Raw genomic sequence first — 3,745 nt, forward strand, 5'->3', positions numbered from 1 at the left:
GATGCGCCTCTCCGTGCAGCAAGACGCTCGCCCCTGCGTTTTCCAGCATCAGCCGTTGGCGTCGCGTGGGATGGTCCGGTGCCAGTGGCAGGTAGACGGCGCCGCAGCCCAGTACGGCAAGCATGCTGGCGTACAGGTCCACTGACTTCTCCAGGCACACCCCGACCACCGGCACCGTCTCTGACGTCTTGAGCAACGGGTACAGTTGGTGTTGGATCACCAGGGCACGAGCCTGCAATTGGCGATACGTCACCTCGCGGCCTGAGAGGTTCAGGGCTGTTTGCGACGCAAACGCCTGTAGGCTGGCCTGCAACTGTTCGATCAACGGGACCTCGGCCTGCTGTAGCAAGGTCTCATCGGTCGTGCGATTCAAATGATGCACAAATGCCAGCGCATCCAACGCCTGCAATTCCTTCTCGGGCCAATCATTGGCCGTTGCGCCCTCCCGAAAATGCTCCGGGTCCCGTGAGAAGCCGCTGACCTGCAAGGCCACCCACTCCGTTAACACGGCGATTGCTTGCTGGCGCAGGCACTGGCCATTACCGCTGGGGTGTGCAGCCAGGTCCAATGTAGCCAGCAGGTGCCGGGCATTGTCGTAGCTGCGCAGTTGCAAGGCAGGCAACCCGCACTCGGCCACGGGGCCCACGCCCAGGCGCAGGCTGATTCGCGGGGCTTCGCAACGGTGGGCGGGTACCGGCTGGCTGCCGTCCTCTATCAACAGGTCGACCGCCTCGTCGCCTGCCACATGCCCATACTGCTCCAGCTCCAGCCTCAGCGCCGCCAGGGCTTTGCTGATGCCGGCAAACGCGATGGTCAAGCGCCTCATGCTGGCCTCCCGGTAACCGGCAGATAGTCGTTCAGCGCCCGGGCCACGCTCGCAGTCTGCAGCAGGCCGCTGTGATGCAGGAACCCCATGATGTTGGCAAGCAACGGGTGGTGGCGGCCGATGGGAAAATCCATGGCCGCCACTTCGGCCCTTAGAGCAGTACGAACGTCAGCGCTGACATCGAAGTGTTCGATCAGCTGCAGGTTGAAGTGCTTTTGCAGGTTATTGGTCAGGTAATGTGCCAGGAAGACAGGCAGAGCTTGGGCGATGCTGTCACGGTCATCCGCGCTCGCGGTTTGCCAATAGAGGCGCACCAGGCGTGTCCAGAACAGCGCGTGGCGTCCTTCATCAAACAGGTGATCGGCCATCAAGCCGCGTACGGATGCCTTGATACTGCTGTCCTTGGAAAACGCCGCCACGTCATGAGTCACGGTGTTCTCGGCAATCGCCACGCCCACCAGTTCCATGGCATCGCGCAGATGTGCCGGCACCTGCGCCTGGGCTGCTGGCAAGGCGTGGCTCAGCTCGATCTGTTCGGGCATGTCGATAGGAGCAATGCCGGTCAACGCCACGGTCTGCTGCAAGAAGTCCAGCGCGACCAGCGCGTGGTAGTCCTCGTCGACAACGACGGTCATCGCGTCGTATCGGCAGGCAAGGGGGAGGGGCTGTGGGAAACGGTTCTTCGCAATACGGCGGGCGGTCTTGTCGACGATCTCGGTTTCGAAAATCACCACGTCATTGATGAACTTATAGAAGCTCTGCACCAGCGCAAAGTCGCGCCACTGTGGGCAATGTTCAAGAAACGTCGCGCTGAGCACCAAGGGCTGTCGGCACAGCGGGTAGATCAGNNCTCCCAGTCATCGGCGATGGAGCGGTAGTCGCAGGTGTTCATGGGTGTACCTCATGCAGCGAGGTACGTAAGGCGTCCCAGAGCGTAATGCGGCTTTCTACGGCGGCGAGTGCCCTTTCATCGGCTTCGCGCCGGTGGTTCGGATCGGCAGTCACCAGGCGTTCCAGCAACTGTTCTGCGGCGGGCCCATGTTCCTGGGCGTCCAGTTCGATATGGCGCTCAAGGTAGTTGCGCAAGGCGGGTGCCTGGCCAGGCATAAGCACATCCTGTTGCAGGAGGCGTTCAAACATCCCTGGAATGACACACTCGCGCCCGTGAAGAAAGACCGCTGCCACACAATGGGTCGGTGCATTCAGGGCAAGGTGCAGTGTGCTGTCGACAAAGCGGGCAAGCTCGGGAAGCACATCGATCCTGGGCAGGGCGGCGCGGGCGTCCACGCCTTGGCGTTGCAATGCGAGGAAGCGATGGATGCTCGACGTGTCGGCACCCACCTCGGCCATTGCCTCCAGGTACAACTCGAAATGGCTGCAATAGCCCCCGGTTGGATGCGTGTCGGACTCCTCGGCCAATACGATTTCATTGATCAGGCGAGCAGACTGTGGATCGGAAGGGGGAAGCCAGGGTAATCGAACGCATGTCAGGTCTCGTTGCAGGCGTTTGGCGAGTGTCATGAAATCCCAGACTGCGAATACATGGTTTTCCATGAAACGCTGTAACTTTCTGTGTGAGGTTATTTCAATAAACAGCGGGTGGTTGCACAGATGAAGTTTTTTCTGTTCCAGTAATGATTGATACATGGTTGATGCCTATAAGTTGTTGCGTTCGCTGTGAGAGCAGCGTCTGGCTTTTATAGCCGAATAGTAGATAGGTCCAGGCCTTGCACACGCTGTGGTGCAAAGGTGGTAGATGTGTGGGGTCTGGTAATAAAAGATGATAAGCCGGTTAGTTACGGCTCTGGGTATACGAATTTATTAGAAGTTTTTCTAAATAATTTGAGTTGTAAGTTGGGGGCGTAACTAAAGGTGGGACATTTCTTGAAGGCGAGCGGGACCATTAATATCAGTTGTTTTAATAGGAATAGTTGTTTGGGAGGCTATTTCTCTCGGGGCTCTTTCTGCACGAAAGAACCCCACCGTGACTTACTTGCTGGCAGCTTCCAGGCCCTTGAGGTAGGTCGTGATCACTTCCATGCCTCGCATCAAGTGATTGCGTAGCGTCAGGATGCTTTCTTCGGTTTTCTTCTGGGCCACAAGGTTCAGCAATTCGCGATGGTCTTCCTGGGACGTCTCGCCCAGCCCCATGGCTTCCAGGTTGAAGCGCAGGAAACGCTCCTCTTCGTTCAAACCGTGCTCCACCAGTTTGAGCAGTCGCTGGTTCGGCGCCTTGCCGTACAAGGCCATATGAAACAGCCGGTTCAGGCGACCGATTTCGGTGTAGTCCTTTTCTTGTTCCAGGGCGGTGATGCAGGCGTCTGCCTTGGCAATATCGTCGGCCGTCAACAGTGGGATCGACAGGCGCAACGCCTCCGATTCCAGCAGCATGCGCAGGGCGTAGGTTTCCGCCGAATTGTCTTCGATCAATGGCGCAACCACGGCACCCTTGTGAGTCACCACGTGCAGCAACGACTGGGCTTCAAGCTGGCGCAAGGCTTCCCGCACGGGCATGCGGCTGACTCCGAACAGGCTGGCCAGCTCCTGTTGGCGCATGGCCGTGCCACAGGGCAAACGGCCATCGAGGATGGCATTGCGCAGGGTTTCTTCAATCACGCCGCGCGCAAGGTGCGCGGGAATAGGCCCACTGATCTTGATGCTGTTCAAAGGGTTCGGCTTCTGCGTCACGGTTACGCTATCCTCCTTTTCAAAAGGGTGTGGCTAATTGGATCCAAAGCACACTAGAGACTGCCCATAAGCTTGTCAAACAGGCACGGTTTCGGCTTGTAAGCGGCTCAACACGCCACTCCGCACGCCCACATCAAGCCTTGATGGCGTCTTACGCACTCAGGTCAAACCGGCTTGATATTGCGCGTCCAACGCCCATTTTGCGTGCTAAGGATTAAACGTTTCGCCCCA

3 protein-coding genes and 1 pseudogene are annotated in these 3,745 nt (G+C 58.2%); all 4 read right to left on the reverse strand.

Translation table 11 applies throughout. From position 1 onward, the window contains the following. On the reverse strand, positions 1-826 hold an 826-nt coding region (locus HX803_RS02030), incomplete at its 3' end, for an AMP-binding protein (protein ID WP_178918708.1). After that, positions 823-1,718, reverse strand: a pseudogene (locus HX803_RS02035) (diiron oxygenase). The gene HX803_RS02030 and the pseudogene HX803_RS02035, both read right to left, overlap by 4 nt. Then, entirely contained in the window at positions 1,715-2,473 is a 759-nt protein-coding gene (locus tag HX803_RS02040; protein WP_178918709.1) for a DUF3050 domain-containing protein, read from the reverse strand. The pseudogene HX803_RS02035 and the gene HX803_RS02040 overlap by 4 nt, the downstream one beginning before the upstream one ends. 342 nt (positions 2,474-2,815) lie before the next feature. Beyond that, the gene (locus tag HX803_RS02045) at positions 2,816-3,514 is read right to left on the reverse strand and encodes a GntR family transcriptional regulator (protein ID WP_178918710.1); all 699 of its coding nucleotides are present in this window, start codon (positions 3,512-3,514) and stop codon (positions 2,816-2,818) included. Positions 3,515-3,745: the final 231 nt, after the last annotated feature.

The sequence above is a fragment of the Pseudomonas sp. P7548 genome (genome assembly GCF_013386585.1).
GTDB lineage: Bacteria > Pseudomonadota > Gammaproteobacteria > Pseudomonadales > Pseudomonadaceae > Aquipseudomonas.